15 protein-coding genes are annotated in these 15,376 nt (G+C 70.0%); 3 read left to right on the top strand and 12 right to left on the bottom strand.

Features of this window, described 5'->3' with window-relative positions:
* Positions 1-32 precede the first annotated feature (32 nt).
* Both hisS and IEZ13_RS41455 read right to left on the bottom strand, forming a co-directional pair.
* Positions 33-1,343, bottom strand: coding sequence for a histidine--tRNA ligase (gene hisS / locus IEZ13_RS41460; protein WP_183215310.1), 1,311 nt, complete (start codon positions 1,341-1,343; stop codon positions 33-35).
* Positions 1,344-1,354: 11 nt separating this feature from the next.
* Complete coding sequence (locus IEZ13_RS41455; RefSeq protein ID WP_183215312.1) at positions 1,355-2,041, bottom strand: MBL fold metallo-hydrolase; 687 nt, start codon at positions 2,039-2,041, stop codon at positions 1,355-1,357.
* Positions 2,042-2,189: 148 nt separating this feature from the next.
* Here IEZ13_RS41455 and IEZ13_RS41450 point away from each other — a divergent pair, with 148 nt between their 5' ends.
* Complete coding sequence (locus IEZ13_RS41450) at positions 2,190-3,047, top strand: peptidylprolyl isomerase (protein WP_183215314.1); 858 nt, start codon at positions 2,190-2,192, stop codon at positions 3,045-3,047.
* Positions 3,048-3,082: 35 nt separating this feature from the next.
* Positions 3,083-3,907 carry a peptidylprolyl isomerase gene (locus tag IEZ13_RS41445; RefSeq protein WP_183217107.1) on the top strand — a complete coding sequence of 275 codons (825 nt, stop codon included), beginning with the start codon at positions 3,083-3,085 and terminating at the stop codon, positions 3,905-3,907.
* Between the two features lie 63 nt (positions 3,908-3,970).
* Here IEZ13_RS41445 and IEZ13_RS41440 read toward each other — a convergent pair whose 3' ends face one another.
* The 8 genes from IEZ13_RS41440 to ruvC all read right to left on the bottom strand — a co-directional run bounded on the left by IEZ13_RS41440 (position 3,971) and on the right by ruvC (position 13,226).
* Entirely contained in the window at positions 3,971-6,382 is a 2,412-nt protein-coding gene (locus IEZ13_RS41440) for a RelA/SpoT family protein (RefSeq protein ID WP_183215316.1), read from the bottom strand.
* Between the two features lie 177 nt (positions 6,383-6,559).
* Complete coding sequence (locus tag IEZ13_RS41435; RefSeq protein ID WP_183215318.1) at positions 6,560-7,123, bottom strand: adenine phosphoribosyltransferase; 564 nt, start codon at positions 7,121-7,123, stop codon at positions 6,560-6,562.
* A gap of 106 nt (positions 7,124-7,229) precedes the next feature.
* Positions 7,230-8,387, bottom strand: coding sequence for a protein translocase subunit SecF (gene secF / locus IEZ13_RS41430; protein WP_183215320.1), 1,158 nt, complete (start codon positions 8,385-8,387; stop codon positions 7,230-7,232).
* Position 8,388: 1 nt separating this feature from the next.
* Entirely contained in the window at positions 8,389-10,287 is a 1,899-nt protein-coding gene (gene secD, locus IEZ13_RS41425) for a protein translocase subunit SecD (protein WP_183215322.1), read from the bottom strand.
* A gap of 163 nt (positions 10,288-10,450) precedes the next feature.
* Positions 10,451-10,828 carry a preprotein translocase subunit YajC gene (gene yajC, locus IEZ13_RS41420; protein ID WP_229795695.1) on the bottom strand — a complete coding sequence of 126 codons (378 nt, stop codon included), beginning with the start codon at positions 10,826-10,828 and terminating at the stop codon, positions 10,451-10,453.
* Positions 10,829-10,976: 148 nt separating this feature from the next.
* Entirely contained in the window at positions 10,977-12,035 is a 1,059-nt protein-coding gene (gene ruvB, locus IEZ13_RS41415; protein ID WP_183215324.1) for a Holliday junction branch migration DNA helicase RuvB, read from the bottom strand.
* 73 nt (positions 12,036-12,108) lie between these two features.
* A complete protein-coding gene (ruvA, locus tag IEZ13_RS41410) occupies positions 12,109-12,711 on the bottom strand; it encodes a Holliday junction branch migration protein RuvA (protein ID WP_183215326.1) in 603 nt (200 codons plus the stop codon).
* Positions 12,708-13,226: a crossover junction endodeoxyribonuclease RuvC gene (ruvC, locus tag IEZ13_RS41405; RefSeq protein WP_183215328.1), complete on the bottom strand. Its 519-nt coding sequence runs from the start codon at positions 13,224-13,226 to the stop codon at positions 12,708-12,710. Before ruvC ends, ruvA begins: the two co-directional genes overlap by 4 nt.
* A 100-nt stretch (positions 13,227-13,326) precedes the next feature.
* Here ruvC and IEZ13_RS41400 point away from each other — a divergent pair, with 100 nt between their 5' ends.
* A complete protein-coding gene (locus tag IEZ13_RS41400; RefSeq protein ID WP_183215330.1) occupies positions 13,327-13,845 on the top strand; it encodes a SigE family RNA polymerase sigma factor in 519 nt (172 codons plus the stop codon).
* Between the two features lie 49 nt (positions 13,846-13,894).
* Here the strand turns inward: IEZ13_RS41400 and IEZ13_RS41395 are convergent, their stop codons facing one another.
* Entirely contained in the window at positions 13,895-14,647 is a 753-nt protein-coding gene (locus IEZ13_RS41395; protein ID WP_183215332.1) for a YebC/PmpR family DNA-binding transcriptional regulator, read from the bottom strand.
* 15 nt (positions 14,648-14,662) lie between these two features.
* The gene (gene pdxT, locus IEZ13_RS41390; protein ID WP_183215334.1) at positions 14,663-15,268 is read right to left on the bottom strand and encodes a pyridoxal 5'-phosphate synthase glutaminase subunit PdxT; all 606 of its coding nucleotides are present in this window, start codon (positions 15,266-15,268) and stop codon (positions 14,663-14,665) included.
* Between the last annotated feature and the right edge of the window lie 108 nt (positions 15,269-15,376).

Below are 15,376 nucleotides of genomic sequence, written 5' to 3'. Positions count from 1 at the left end.
TAGCCGCCGGACCGCCCTCATATGACTCTTAGTCAGCGCGCGAACACGTTCGGGTGGAGGTCGCCGGGCGCCGGCTGCCAGGTCGCCGCGTCCGCCTCGACCTGCTCACCGGAGCGGATGTCCTTCACCGTGTCCGGCTCGCCGGGGAACCACACGTACGGAATCCCGCGCCGGTCGGCGAACTGGATCTGCTTGCCGAACTTCGCGGCGGTCGGCGCCACCTCGGTCGGGATCCCCCGGCCACGCAGGGCCGCCGCGATCCGGTCGCACTCGGCGCGCCGGTCGTCGCTGGGCAGGGCCACCACCACGCAGGTCGGCACCGACCGGGAGACGGTCAGCGCGTCCTGGCCGAAGAGCAGGCCGAGCAGGCGGGACACCCCGATGGAGATGCCGACGCCGGGGAAGCGGGTGTTGCCCACCGACGCCAGGTTGTCGTAGCGCCCGCCGGAGGTGATCGAACCGAACCGCTCGTAGCCCTCCAGCAGGGTCTCGTAGACCGTGCCGGTGTAGTAGTCCAGCCCACGGGCGATCTTGAGTTCGGCGCGGACCAGGCCGGGCGCGTGCTCGTTGGCCGTCTCCACCACCTGGAGCAGCTCGGCGAGACCCTCGTCGAGCATCGGGTCGGTGACGCCGAGGGCCCGGACCCGGTCGGCGAACGAGCCGTCGGTGGCCGAGATCTCCGCGAGCCGCAGGCACTGCGCGGCCTGGGAGTCGGTGGCGCCTGCGGTCTCCACCAGGGCGGCCGCCACCTTCTCCGGGCCGATCTTGTCGAGCTTGTCGACCGTACGCAGGACCTGTGCCGTGTCCTCGAGACCGAGGCCGCGGTAGAAGCCCTCACAGATCTTGCGGTTGTTGACCAGGATGGTGGCCCGCGGGATCGGCAGCGACCGGAACACGTCCCCGATCACCAGCGGCATCTCGGTGTCGAAGTGGAACGGCAGCGTGTCCCGGTTCACCACGTCGATGTCGGCCTGGAGGAACTCGCGGTAGCGGCCCTCCTGCGGGCGCTCGCCACGCCACACCTTCTGGATCTGGTAGCGGCGGAACGGGAACTGCAGCTTGCCGTGGTTCTCCGTGACGAACCGCGCGAACGGGACGGTCAGGTCGAAGTGCAGGCCGAGCTGGTCCTCCCGCTTGGCGCCCTCCTCCTCCTGGAGCCGGTGCAGCAGGTAGACCTCCTTCGACGTCTCGCCCTTGGACAGCAGGATGTCCAGCGGCTCGACGGCGCGGGTCTCCAGGGGGGCGAAACCGTACAGCTCGAAGGTGGACCGGATCCGGTCGAGCACCCGCTGCTCGATGATCCGCTGCGACGGCAGCCACTCGGGGAAGCCGGAAATAGGCACGTGAGAATCTCCTACAGGAAGCGGCCGGGCGCGGCGATCAGCTCCCGCAGGTACGGGTTCGACGCGCGCTCACGGCCGATGGTGGTGGCCGGTCCGTGGCCGGGCAGCACGACGGTCTCGTCGGCCAGCGGCAGGATCTTGTCCCGCAGGCTGGCCATCATCGTCGGGGTGCTGCCGCCCGGCAGGTCGGTGCGCCCGATCGACCCCGCGAAGAGCACGTCCCCGGAGAAGCAGATCTCCTCCGACGACTCGCCCGGCAGGCGGAACAGCACCGACCCGCCGGTATGGCCGGGCGCGTGGTCGACCGTCACCTCGACGCCCGCGATGGTCAGGGTCGCGCCGTCGGTGAGCTCCGCGACGTCGTCGGGTTCGGTGTACGGCAGGCGGCCGCCGAACAGGGCGGTCAGGTCGGTGCTCAGCCCCTTGGCCGGGTCGGCGAGCATCTCCCGGTCATCGGGGTGCACGTAGGCCGTGATGCCACGGGCCCCGCAGACCGGCGCCACCGAGAAGGTGTGGTCCAGGTGGCCGTGGGTGAGCAGCACCGCGGCCGGTGACAGCCGGTGCTCGGCGAGGATCTCCTCGAGCTGATCCAGCACGCCGATCCCCGGGTCGATGATGAGGCACTGCTCCCCCGGACCGGCGGCGACCACATAACAGTTGGTGCCGAAGGCCTGGGCCGGAAAGCCGGTGACGAGCACGGGGTCAGCCTCTCGCGGGGGTGGGTGCGAATCGTAACGAGAGTAGCCGGGCGGGCGCACGCCACTTTCTCAGGAGGTACCCGTACACTCTTGCGGGTCGTGTGGCGTGCCGCACCCCTTGACATGTACCGGGAAGGGACAGCGTTCGGTGGCTTCCAGCAAGGACCGGCAGCGCAAACTCGCGCGGGCGAAATACGATCGGCAGCAGGCCCGCCGGGCTGAGCGCGAACGCCGTCGTCGCCGGATCTCGGCGGGCGTCGGCGCCACTCTGGCAGTGATCCTCATCGTCGTCGGCGGCGCCTGGATCGGTGGCGCGTTCGACAGCGACGAGCCGGCCGACACCACCGCCGCGGACGTCTGCCTGTGGACCCCGCAGAACGCGCAGACCAACCCCAACCTCAAAGAGGTCGGCACCCCGCCCACCAAGGACCTGCCCCAGGAGGGCACCGAGACGATGACGGTCACCACCGACAAGGGTGAGCCGATCGTGGTGAGTCTCGACGTGGCCAGCGCCCCGTGCGCCGCGGCCAGCCTCACCCACCTGGCCGGGCGGGCCTTCTTCGACAACACCGAGTGCCACGAGCTCACCACCGAGGGCGCGCTGCGCTGCGGCGACCCGAGCGGCACCGGTCAGGGCGGGCCGACCTACAGCTTCTACGACGAGAATCTTCCGGTGCTGCCGGAGCCGGCGCCCAGTGCGAGCGCCGCCCCGGCCGCCGAGGTGGTCTACCCGAAGGGCACGGTCGCTCTGATCGGCAACCCCAAGGGCAGCAACGGCAGCCAGTTCCTGATCTTCCACAAGGACTTCACCCCCACCGACGAGCCGCAGTACTCGATCATCGGCCAGGTGACCGGCGGGCTGGACACGCTCGCCGCCATCGCGAAGATCCCCACGGTCGACGACTCCGCCGGTAACAAGGTCAAGCCCAAGGACAAGATCACCATCAAGACGCTGACCATCGGTGCGGCCGCCATCGCGGCTCCCTCGGCGAGCGCCCAGTCGTGACTTCGAAGGACGAGAGCAGCAGCATGGAGGAGACCGTGTCGTCGATCAAGGACCGGCAGCGCGCGGCAGCGCGGGCCCGGCTCGAGAAGGAGATGGCCGAGCGCTCGGCGGCCGCACGCAAGCGCCGGCAGCGCCAGGCGATCTTCGGCTCGGCGGCCGCGGTGATCCTCATCGCCGGAGCGGCGTTCTTCGTCATCCGCGCCCTGAAGAAGGATGAGAAGACCGAGGCGGCCGGCCCGCCGGCGGGCACGGTGAACTGCACCTGGACCCCGGTCGACGAGGCCAGCGGCGGCAAGGTGAAGGACGTCGGCCTGCCCCCGGCCAACGTGCCGAACACCGGCTCCGCCGTGCTCTCCCTCGACACCGGCCTGGGTGTCATCGAGGCCGACATCGACCTCGCCAAGACCCCGTGCACCGGCGCCAGCTACAAGCACCTGGCCGCGCAGAAGTTCCTCGACAACACCAAGTGCCACCGCCTGGTGAACAAGGAGGGCTTCCGGGTGCTCCAGTGCGGTGACCCGTTCGCCACCGGCGAGGGCTACCGCGACACCGACGGCCAGGGCGGCCCGAGCTACACCCTGGCCGAGGAGAACCTGCCGACCGACACCGAGAAGCCGTACCCGGCGGGCTCGATCGCGATGGCGAACACCGGCATGCCGAACAGCACCGGCAGCCAGTTCTTCATCGTCGCCGAGGACACCCAGCTCCCGGCGAACTACACGCTGCTCGGCACCATCACCAAGGGCCTCGACATCGTGAAGGACGTGGTCAAGGCCGGCGACGACGGCAAGTTCGAGCCGAGCCCCGGCGGCGGTCGCCCGAAGAAGGAACTCCTCATCAAGACCATGACGGTCTCCTGACCTGAACTCAGCGAAAAAGGGCGGCCCCCGCGGGGGTCGCCCTTTTTTCTGCTTCGGTACGGGCTACGCGCCCGACGTGACCCGGTAGGCGTCGAACACGCCGTCCACCTTCCGGACCGCCGCCACCAGGTGACCCAGGTGCTTGGGGTCGGCCATCTCGAAGGTGAAGCGGCTGACCGCCACCCGGTCCCGGGTCGTGGTGACCGTCGCGGACAGGATGTTCACCCGCTCCTCGGACAGCACCCGGGTCACGTCGGCCAGCAGCTTGTGCCGGTCCAGCGCCTCCACCTGGATGGCCACCAGGAACGTGGACGCCGACGTCGGCTTCCAGCTCACCTCGACCATCCGCTCGGCCTGCTCGCGCAGGTCCTCCGCGTTGGCGCAGTCCTCCCGGTGCACGCTCACGCCGCCGGAGCGGGTGACGAAGCCGAACACCGCGTCGCCGGGCACCGGGGTGCAGCAGCGGGCCAGCTTCACCCAGACGTCCGAGACGCCCTTCACCACGACGCCCGGATCCTGCGCGGAACTGCGGTTACGCGGGGGCCGGGTGGCGACGGCGGTCTCGGCGATGTCCTCGACCGCCCCCTCCTCGCCGCCGAAGCCGGCGACCAGCTTCTGCACGACCGACTGGGCGGAGACGGTGCTCTCCCCGACCGCGGCGTACAGCGAGGCCACATCGGCCAGGTGCAGATCGCGGGCGATCGTCATGAGGTTCTCGCTGGTCAGCATGCGCTGCAGGGGCAGGCCCTGCTTGCGCATCGCCTTGACGATCGCCTCCTTGCCGTCCTCGATCGCCTCCTCGCGGCGCTCCTTGTTGAAGTACTGCCGGATCTTGGTCCGGGCGCGAGGGCTCTTCACGAAGCCGAGCCAGTCCTGCGTGGGGCCGGCCGTGGCGGACTTGGACGTGAAGATCTCGATCACGTCGCCGTTCGACAGCGGGGACTCCAGCGGCACCAGCTTGCCGTTGACCCGGGCGCCGATGCACTTGTGCCCGACCTCGGTGTGCACCGCGTAGGCGAAGTCGACCGGCGTCGACCCGGTCGGCAGCGGGATCACGTCGCCCTTCGGCGTGAAGACGTAGACCTCCTGGCTGGAGAGGTCGAACCGCAGCGCGTCCAGGAACTCGGACGGGTCGCTCGCCTCGCGCTGCCAGTCGAGCAGCTGCCGCAGCCAGGTCATCTCGTCGATGTGCGCCGGCGGGCCGACGATCGTCGCGCCCTTCTGCTCCTTGTACTTCCAGTGCGCGGCGATGCCGAACTCCGCCGTGCGGTGCATGGCGAAGGTGCGGATCTGCATCTCGACCGGCTTGCCGGTCGGGCCGATGACCGTCGTGTGCAACGACTGGTACATGTTGAACTTCGGCATCGCAATGTAGTCCTTGAACCGGCCCGGCACGGGCTGCCAGTTCGCGTGGATGACGCCCAGCGCGGCATAGCAGTCGCGGACCGTGTCGACCAGGATGCGGACGCCGACCAGGTCGTAGATGTCGTTGAAGTCGCGGCCCCGGACGATCATCTTCTGGTAGATCGAGTAGAGGTGCTTGGGACGGCCGGTCACCTCGGCCTTGATCTTCGCCGACTTCAGGTCCAGCTGGACCCGGTTGGTCACCTGGCGCAGCAGCGCCTCACGCTGCGGCTGGTGCTCCCCGATCAGGCGGTTGATCTCCTCGAACCGCTTGGGGAACAGGGTGCCGAAGGCCAGGTCCTCCAGCTCCCACTTGATCGTGTTCATACCGAGGCGGTGGGCCAGCGGGGCCAGGATCTCCAGCGTCTCCTTGGCCTTCTGCTCCTGCTTGGCGCGGGGCAGGAAGGTCAGGGTGCGCATGTTGTGCAGCCGGTCGGCCAGTTTGATCACGAGCACCCGCGGGTCCTTGGCCATCGCCACGACCATCTTGCGGATCGTCTCGGCCTTGGCCGCGTCACCGAGCTTGACCCGGTCGAGTTTCGTCACGCCGTCGACCAGCAGCGCCACCTCGGCGCCGAAGTCGTTGCGCATGTTGTCCAGCGAGTAGTCGGTGTCCTCGATGGTGTCGTGCAGCAGGGCGGCCACCAGCGTCGTGGTGTCCATGCCCAGGTTGGCCAGGATCGTCGCCACGGCGAGCGGATGCGTGATGTACGGATCGCCGGACTTGCGGTACTGGCCGGAGTGCCAGCGGGCCGCGACGTCGAACGCCTTCTGCAGCGCCCGGGCATCCGCCTTCGGATGGCTGGCCCGGTGGGTCGCGATCAGCGGCTCGAGGACCTCGCTGACCTGCGTGCTCTGCCATGGGGCGTTGAAGCGGGCCAGACGGGCCCGCACCCGCCGCCCGGTGGGAGCGCTGGCCAGGCCGAAACCGCTGCCCGGCTCGTCCACGGGCGAGAGCGGCTGGGTGTTCTCCAGATCGCCACCAGCGATCTTGTCGCCGGGCGTAGCATCGCCCGGATTCTGGGTCGGTTGCACCGTGCCCTCCGCCGGAGGGGCGACGTCGCTGGACACCGGCCTCCTCACCAAATCGCCGAGATCCAAAGGTTCGCCAGCATCCAAAGGTTTGCCGGGATCAAAACCAGGGTTGGTCACCTTGGAACGCCCATCCTACCCGCACCGCCCTATCGAGTACCCCGGCCGAACCTACGAATAAGCAGGCCTGGCCGGGCGAAGAACATCGAAGCAGGATCAAACGGTCAACAGAGCGTGTACCTTACGCGGGCTGAGCCGCTCCCGGCCGTTCAGGAAGGCCAGCTCCATCAACACGGTGAACCCGGTGAGCACGCCGCCGGCCCGCTCGACCAGGTCCATGGTCGCGGCCGCCGTGCCGCCGGTGGCGAGCACGTCGTCGACCACCAGAACCCGCTGTCCGGCCACGAACGCGTCCTCGCTGACCTCCAGCGTGGCCTCGCCGTACTCCAGCGCGTACGAGGCGGAGAAGCCCGGCCGGGGCAGCTTGCCGGCCTTGCGGACCGGGACGACACCGACCCCCGTCGCGTACGCGATCGCCGCCGCCACCACGAACCCACGCGCCTCGACGCCCGCCACCACGTCGAACGAGCCGGCCCCGTAGTGGGCCACGATCCCGTCGACGACCCGCCGGAACCTCGGGCCGTCGCCGAAGAACGGCATCAGGTCCTTGAACACGATGCCCGGCTTGGGGAAGTCCCGCACATCGACCGCGCCGCCGGCGACCAGCGCCGCCAACTCGGGTCCGCTGTCACCGGTCACCGGTGGGATCTCGCTACTCACGGCGGACAGCTTAGCGTCTGCCCCGGACGGGGTGTCCGGCCGAAACCGGCGCAGACGGAACGGCCCGCCACCGGAGGGTGGCGGGCCGTTCCGTCGACGATGTACGTCAGCGGCGCTTGGTCCCCGGGCGGTTGGCGCCGCCACGCTTCTGCGTGGTCCGGGCGCCGGGCCGCGGGGTGCTGGTGCCGGCCAGCACCGACACCTCGTCGCCCTCGGTGGCGCCGGCCGAGCGGGACCGCTCGCCACGGGCCACGTCGTTCGACTGTTGTGCCCGGCGGGCCAGCACCCGGGCGTTGTGCGCCTTGATCTTCGGGTCCCGGTCCTTGAGCCAGCTCAGCACCGGGGCGGCGAACAGGATCGAGGAGATGACGCCGACGCCCATACCGACGAAGAGCACCAGGCCCAGGTCCTTGAGCGTGCCGGCGCCGAGCAGGCCGGCGCCGATGAAGAGCACGCCGCCGACCGGCAGCAGCGCCACCAGGCCGGTGTTCAGCGAGCGCATCAGGGTCTGGTTCACCGCGAGGTTGGTGGCCTCGGCGTACGTCCGGGTGTTGCTCGCCGTGATGCCGCGGGTGTTCTCCTGGACCTTGTCGAACACCACCACCACGTCGTAGAGCGAATAACCGAGGATCGTCAGGAAGCCGATCACGGTGTACGGCGTGAGCTCGAACTGGACCAGCGAGTAGACACCGGCCGTGAAGATCAGGTCGAACAGCAGCGAGGTGAGCGCCGCCACCGCCATCCGCCACTCGAAGCGGACCACCAGGTACGCGGAGACCAGCACCAGGAAGATCACCAGGCCGAGCATGGCCTTGTCGATGACCGCCCCGCCCCAGGCCGAGGAGACCTGCTGGTCGCTGATCGCGGTCACCTCGATGCCGAGGTCCTCGGCGAGCGCGGTCTTGGCCTCCGCCATCTCGGTGGCGGAGAGCTCGGAGGTACGGATCTTGTAGTTGGCGTCGGTCCCGTCGCCGACCTGCTGCGCCGCGTTGACCTGCGCTTCCGGGTCCACCCCGTGAACCGCGGTCTCGACCGCCTGCTGGATCTCCGACTGCTCGAAGGTCTTCCCGTCCACCTGGGCCGGGACGCTGAACTCGCTGCCACCGGCGAACTCGATGCCCAGGTGGAAACGGTTGATCGCGAAGCTGCCGATGGCGATCGCCACGAGCGCCGCCGCGATGGTGAACCACATCTTGCGGCGGCCCACGATGTTGAGGTTCGCCTCGCCCTGGTACAGGCGGGTCGCGAAACCGGGTCGGGCCATGTCAGGCCTCCTTCACGCGCGAGGAGCCGGACTCCTCGGTCTGGCCGCGGCGCAGGGCACGGCCGAGGCCGCTGACCCTGGGCGACATGAACGCAGGGGTGCTGGCGAGCAGCGACATGATCGGGTGCCGGAAGAGGAACACCACGAGCAGGTCGAGCATCGTCGAGAGGCCGAGCGCGAAGGCGAGACCCTGCACCTGACCGATCGACACGATGTAGAGAACCACGGCACACATGATCGTGATGGCGTTCGCCGAGATGATCGTGCGCTTGGCCCGCTGCCACGCCCGGGGAACCGCGCTGCGCGGGCTCCGGCCTTCGTGGATCTCGTCCTTGAGACGTTCGAAGTAGATGACGAACGAGTCCGCCGCGACACCCAGCGAGACGATGAAGCCGACGATGCCGGCCAGCGTCAGGGTGAAGCCGATCGAGCGGCCGAGGAAGACCAGGGCGCCGAAGGTGAGCAGCGCGGAGAGGCCCAGGCTCAGGAAGATCACCAGGCCGAGCAGCCGGTAGTAGAAGAACGCGTAGACCGCGACCAGGCCGAGGCCGATCGCCGCGGCGAGCAGACCCGCCTGCAGCTGCTGGTCACCGACGGTCGCCGAGACGGTCTGCGCCGGGCCGGCGTCGAAGGTCACCGGGATGGCGCCGAAGTTCAGCTGGTCGGCGAGCTTCTTGGCGCTGGCCCCGTTGAAGTCACCGGTGATCTGCGACTGGCCGGTGAGCACACCCTGGATCTGCGGCGCGGAGATGATCTCCTTGTCCAGGACCACGGCCACCGCGCAGTGGTCGGCGTCGGCGTACATCGAGGTGACCGCGACGTAGCAGGGGTCGCTGGGGCCGGCCTCGTACGCCTTCTTGGTGAGGGCGGTCCACTTCTTCTGGCCCTCGCTCTTGAAGTCGAGCGAGACGACCCACTGGTTCTGCTGGGTGTCGAGCTGCGGGCTGGCCTCGTCGATGTCGTCGCCGACGACCTCGGCCTTGTCCAGCATCACCTTGTAGACGCCGTCCTGGCAGGCGACGACCTCGCTGTCGACGCCGTCGATCGAGCCGTTCGGCCGCGCGTTCAGCTGCTCGCAGCTGATCGTCGGGACGTTGAACTGCATCTGCGGGCTGAGCGCGGCCACCTCGGTGCCGCTCAGCTCGGCGAACGCCTTGAACGGCAGGCCGGCCTTGGGGTCGGCGCTGAGGTCCACCGGCGCGGTCAGCTTCTCGGCCGCGGCCCAGGCGTCGGCGCCGACCTTCTTCTTGATGGCCGCGCGCTGCTCCTCGATGTCCGCGCTGACCGGGGCCGGCGCCGCGGCGGACGCGGCGGGCGACGGGGTCGCGGACGGCGTGGCGCTCGGGCTCGGCGCGGCCGCGCCACCGCCCTGACCGCCGGTCGACGGGGTGGCGGACGGCTTGGCGTCTTCGGCCTTCGGGGCCGGGGCGCTGCTGGCGCCGGCGGACGGCGACGGGGCGGCGCTGCCGCTGGCCGACGCGCTCGGGGCCGGGCTCGGTGGGTTGAGGGCGACCGACGAGACGTCCCCGGTCACGCCGGTGACCAGGCGGAACCGCATGTTCGCGGCCTGCTCCAGGCCCTTGAGCTGCTCGTCGGCCTTGCCGGCGAGGGAGACGACGATTGTGTTGTTGCCCTGGATGACCACCTCGGCCTCGGAGACGCCGAGAGCGTCGACCCGGCTCTGGATGATCTCGCGGGCCAGCTCCATGTCCTCCGGGCGGGGCGGGGCGCCCTGCTGGGAGGCGATGTAGGTGGCCTGTGTGCCACCGATCAGGTCCAGGCCGAGTTTCGGCTCGAGCCGCTGCTTCCAGCTGCCCTCCGCACCGGCGGCGAAGAAGACGCACAGATACAGGACGACGAAGACCAGACCGAGCACGCCTAGCTGGCGTCCAGGATGCATCTGTCCCTGTGGTGGTCGTGCCACGGCGTTAGGTCTCCCTGTGTTTCGGCCGCGCGACGGCGCGGCGCTCTTTGTCTGTGACCGGCCGTCGACGGTCGAACGGCGGGCGGACGCGCCGGACCGGGAGCGTCACCCCGGACCGGCGCGATGGGCGTGCTTCGGGTCAGTCCTGCTTGCGCGTCTCGGTGACGGGGCTCTCCGGCTCGTCCGCGACCGGTGGGGCCTCGTCGGGCTCGGGGATGGCCCCGCCCGCCTTCTGAACGACCCGGGCGATCGCCGGACGCGCGAACCGGACCTCGACACCAGGCGCGATCTCGAGCGCCACCTGGTCGTCGACGATCCCGGTGACGGTGCCGTGCAGGCCGCCGATGGTGACGATCTCGTCGCCCGGGGCGAGCGAGTTCTGCATGTCCGCCGCTTCCCGGCGCCGCTTCTGCTGCGGACGGATCATGACGAAATACATGAACCCGAAGAGCAGGACGAGGATCAGCAGGAACGAGAAATTTCCGCCACCGCTCGCTGGGTCAGCTGCGTTGAGCACCTAGAAAGCCTTCCGTCAGCCGCCGGCGCATCGTGGGCGGGCGCCGGTGGCGATATGCAGAGAGTTCGGTTGGAACGGCGGCGAGTCTAATCGGTCAACCTTGAGATAACGAATGCGGCACACGTCACGTTCGCATCACGAGGGAGAATCAGGCTTCCCGGGCGAACAGGTCACCCTGAAAGACGCCCGGGCGACCGTCGGCGGGTGGCGTTCTGCCCAGATGTGCCCAGCCCGCCTCGGTGGCGACCCGGCCCCTCGGGGTCCGGGCGAGCAGCCCGGCCCGGACCAGGAACGGCTCACACACCTCCTCGACCGTGTCGCTCTGCTCGCCCACCGCGACGGCGAGCGTCGACAGGCCGACCGGGCCACCCTTGAACGACTCGATCAGCGCCCGCAGCACCGCCCGGTCCAGCCGGTCCAGCCCGAGGGCGTCGACGTCGTACACCTGGAGGGCCGCCTTCGACACCTCCTCGGTGATCACGCCGTCCGCCCGCACCTCGGCGAAGTCCCGGACCCGGCGCAGCAGCCGGTTGGCGATACGCGGCGTGCCCCGGGACCGGCGGGCGATCTCCGCCGACCCCTCCGGCGTGATCCGCACCCCGAGGATCCGGGCCGAGCGGTGCAGCAGCGCGTCCAGGTCCTCGTGCGAGTAGAAGTCGAGGTGCGCCACGAAACCGAACCGGTCACGCATCGGCCCGGACAGCAGACCGGCCCGGGTGGTGGCGCCGACCAGGGTGAACGGCTCCACGTCCAGCGGGATCGCGGTGGCGCCCGGCCCCTTGCCGACCACCACGTCGACCCGGAAGTCCTCCATGGCGCTGTAGAGCAGCTCCTCGGCCGGTTTCGCGATCCGGTGGATCTCGTCGATGAAGAGCACGTCGCCCGGGCCCAGCCCGGTCAGGATCGCGGCCAGGTCGCCGGACCGCTCGATCACCGGGCCGCTGGTGGTCCGGATCCCGGTGCCCAGCTCGGCGGCCACGATGTTGGCCAGGGTGGTCTTGCCCAGGCCGGGCGGGCCGGACAGCAGGATGTGGTCGGGCGGCGTGCCCCGGCCCATCGACGCCTTCAGCAGCAGCTCCAGCTGGTCGCGGACCCGGTGCTGTGCGATGAAGTCGGCCAGCCGGCGCGGCCGGACGCTGGCCTCGGCGTCCAACTCCTCGTCGAAGGCGTCCGGCGACACGAGACCGTCGCCCCCCGAGGTGGTCATCGCGCCACCTCCGCTGCGCTCCGGCGTCGCGATGACCTGTCGACGTTGCTCATGGATTCGCTCGCAAGCTCGCTCATCGCGCCTTGCCCAGCAGACGGATGGCCTGGCGCAGGAGCACCGGGACCGCGGGCGTCTCGCCGTCGATCGTCTCGGCGACCGCGGCCACCGCCTGATCGGCCTGCGACGCCGTCCAGCCGAGCGCCAGCACACCCTGGCGGACCTGCTCCTGCCACGCGCCGTTGAGCAGGCCGGCCGAGCCGGCGCCGGCCGGCCCGACCGGGCCGATCTTGTCCTTGAGCTCGACGATCATCTTCTCCGCGCCGCGCTTGCCGATACCCGGGACGGCGGTCAGGACCGCGACGTCGCCACCGGACAGCGCACGGCGTACGACATCGGGTTGATGAACGGCGAGCACCGCCTGCGCGATCCGCGGACCGACGCCGTTGGCCGTCAGGAGCAGCTCGAAGAGCTGTTTCTCGTCCTCGTCGGCGAAGCCGAAGAGAGTGAGCGAGTCCTCCCGGACGATGAGCGTGGTCGCGAGCCGGGCCTCGGCGCCGGTGCGCAGCCCGGCCAGCGTGTTCGGCGTGCAGAGCACCCGCATGCCGACACCGCCGACCTCGACCACGGCGCTGTCATGGAGGATCGCGGTGACCACACCGCGCACGCTGGCGATCATCGGTTACTCCTGCGGGCTGCTGCGGCCTCGATCTTCGCACGGGTGCCCCCGCGCCAGATGTGGCAGATGGCGATGGCGATGGCGTCGGCCGCGTCGGCCGGCTTCGGTGGCGCGGCCAGTCTCAGCAACCGGGTCACCATGGCGGTGACCTGCGCCTTGTCGGCGGTGCCGGAGCCGGTGACGGCCGCCTTCACCTCGCTCGGGGTGTAGGTCTGCACCGGCAGCCCGGCCCGAGCCCCGGCCAGGATCGCGACCCCGCTGGCCTGTGCCGTGCCCATCACGGTCCGTGCGTTGTGCTGGGAGAACACCCGCTCGACGGCGACGCTGTCCGGCTGGTACCGCTCGACCAGCTCGGCAAGCGTTCGGTCCAGGTGCAGCAGGCGGTGGGCGATGTCCTCGTCCGGTTCGCTGCGGACCACCTGGTAGGCGACGAGTTTCCCGAGCCGTCCCGGCACCCCTTCGACGACGCCGACGCCGCATCTCGTCAGCCCCGGATCGATGCCGAGCACGCGCACAGACTGCCTCCCCCTCGCGTACGTGTGTTCGACACCCTAGTACCCGGGCCACTTGCGGCCTCCGCCGACACGCCTCGACGATGGGGACGGGAGGTCCGCTATGCGCCTCATTCCGCCGATGGACGACGAGCCGCCACCGGAATACGTCGCCTTCGTCACGCTGCACGCCCCCGAGTTGCGCGCCGAGGCGTTCCGCCTGGTCGGTGGCGCGCCGGTGTCCGAGGAGATCTATCTGGCCGTGCTCACCGACCTGGCCGGGCACTGGCGCCGGATGCGCTGGCTGCGCCGGACCGGCGGCTACGTGCGCAAGCGCCTGCTGGCACGGACCGCGCAGTGGCGCGAGGACCAGGTCTACGAGGTCGAGGTGCGCGTGTTGCGCCCTCCGGAGCCGGTGGTCGCGCTTCCGCGGTCCGGCGGCAGCCTGGCGCTGCGCAAGGCCGCGATCATCGGGGGTACGGCGAGAGCCTCCCTGGACGCGCTGGCCGACGCCGAGATCGCCTGGGTGCACGCCGGCCTGCGCAGTCGGCTGCGCCGCACACTCGGCTACGCGATCGGCAGCTTCCTGCTGGTGCTCGGCCTGATCCAGTACATGGCCTGGCTGAGCACCGATCCGCTCTGAGAACGCCGGGAGGCCGGCCCGACCGGACCGGCCTCCAGCAGCGCACCGCTCACGCGTCGATGGTCGCCATGACCTCGTCGGAGATGTCGGCGTTGGAGTAGATGTTCTGCACGTCGTCGCAGTCCTCCAGGGCGTCGACGAGCTTGAGCACCTTGCGGGCCCCGTCCTCGTCCAGCTCGACCGTCATGGTCGGGACCAGGGAGGACTCGGCCGAGTCGTACTCGATGCCGGCGCCCTGGAGCGCCGTCCGCACGGCGATCAGGTCACCGGGCTCGCTGACCACCTCGAACTCCTCGCCGAGGTCGTTGATCTCCTCGGCGCCCGCCTCGAGCACGGCGAGCATGATGTCGTCCTCGGTCAGCTCACCCTTGGGGACGATCACCACGCCCTTGCGGTTGAACAGGTACGACACCGACCCGGCGTCGGCGAAGGTGCCGTTGTTGCGGGTCAGCCGGGTGCGCACCTCGGTGGCCGCCCGGTTGCGGTTGTCGGTGAGGCATTCGATCAGGATGGCAACGCCGTTCGCGCCATACCCCTCGTACATGATCGTCTGCCAGTCGGCGCCGCCGGCCTCGAGGCCGGAGCCCCGCTTGACCGCGCGGTCGATGTTGTCGTTCGGAACCGACGACTTCTTCGCCTTCTGGATGGCGTCGTAGAGCGTGGGGTTACCGGCCGGGTCACCACCACCGGTCCGGGCCGCGACCTCGATGTTCTTGATCAGCTTGGCGAACATCTTGCCGCGCTTGGCGTCGATGACGGCCTTCTTGTGCTTGGTCGTCGCCCACTTGGAGTGGCCGGACATGCGTAACCTCCGTGTCTACCGAACGGGTGCGGCCTGGCGGACCATCTCGACGAAGTACCGGTGGACACGAAGGTCGCCGGTCAGCTCCGGGTGGAAAGCCGTGGCGAGCAGGTTCCCCTGCCGAACTGCCACGATCCTACCGGCGGCGGCCCCCTCGGCCACGCGCCCCAGCACCCGCACGTCGCCGCCGATCTCCTCGACCCACGGCGCGCGGATGAAGACCGCGTGGAACGGGCCGCCCTCGATGTCATCGATCTCCACCGACGCCTCGAACGAGTCGACCTGCCGGCCGAACGCGTTGCGCCGGACGGTCATGTCGATGCCGTGGAACGACTCCTGGTCCGGACGGCCGTCCAGCACGGTCCCGGCCAGCATGATCATGCCGGCACAGGAGCCGTACACCGGCATGCCGTCGGCGATCCGCTTACGGATCGGGTCGAGCAGCCCGAAGGAGACCGCCAGCTTGCTGATCGCGGTCGACTCGCCGCCGGGGATCACCAGTCCGTCGACGTCGGCGAGCTCCTCCGGCCGGCGGACCGGCCGGGCCAGGACGTCCGACTCGGCCAGCGCGGCCAGGTGTTCGCGTACGTCGCCCTGCAGGGCCAGCACTCCGATGTTCACGGCCCCACAATAGGCACGCGGGGAAACCGGGCCCACTCGAGGAGTCAACCGGACGGCAACCGAGGGGCCCCCGTCGCGCACTCCGGCGTTTCCTCAAGTTCCCGAACT

Source organism: Actinoplanes campanulatus, from assembly GCF_014647795.1.
Lineage (GTDB): Bacteria > Actinomycetota > Actinomycetes > Mycobacteriales > Micromonosporaceae > Actinoplanes > Actinoplanes campanulatus.
This window is presented reverse-complemented; position numbering and strand designations above follow the sequence as displayed.